Source organism: Vibrio sp. 1069 (genome assembly GCF_033340555.1).
Genome location: NZ_JAWOWP010000351.1, coordinates 1 through 715 on the forward strand (window position 1 = coordinate 1; position 715 = coordinate 715).

A 715-nucleotide genomic window follows, 5' to 3' on the forward strand; every position below is an offset into this window, starting at 1 on the left:
GCACCAGTACCACCACCTCGTAGACCAACCTGACCACGCAGCAGAGACAGCATCATGATCGCTTTACACGCTTGCTCACCGTTTGCTGAGCGTTGTAAACCCCAACCTTGCGTGATGTAAATGCGTTTTGCATCGCCGATTTCTCGCGCAAGTTTCAAGATCACATCAGCAGGAATACCTGTGATTGGTTGTGCCCACTCTGGCGTTTTCTCGATACCATCCGGACCTGTACCCATGATGTAATCTTTGTAGCTGCCATTTTCTGGCGCTGATGCTGGCAGAGTTTTACGGTCGTAACCCACACAGTAGCGGTCAAGGAAGTCTTGGTCGACTTTCTCTTCGCTGATCAGTACATGAGCGATAGCAGCGACAAGGGCCGCATCGGTACCGTGTTTGATAGGAATCCATTGGTCTTCACGGCCAGCGGCAGTATCGGTGTAACGAGGGTCGATACAGAGCGTACGTGTGTGGTTAATATTTTTTGCGTCCACGTAGTTGTGGATTTGACCACCGCCCGACATACGCGTCTCGGCTGGGTTGTTACCGAACATCAGACAAAGATCTGCGTTTTGTACGTCGTCAATCGAGTTGTTGTCTACCCAAGTGCCGTAGAAGTACTCAGACATACATTCGATGTTCGATGCTGAGTAGTCGCCGTAGTGATTCAGGTAACCACCACAAAGGTTCATCATACGTGCAACCAATGTCGCGCTCG

At 50.6% G+C, this 715-nt stretch carries 1 protein-coding gene; it reads right to left on the reverse strand.

Going from position 1 to position 715, the window contains the following annotated elements; translation table 11 throughout:
* Window positions 1-715 (reverse strand): molybdopterin-dependent oxidoreductase (locus R7040_RS26455; RefSeq protein ID WP_318097576.1); only part of this gene is annotated, 715 nt, incomplete at both ends.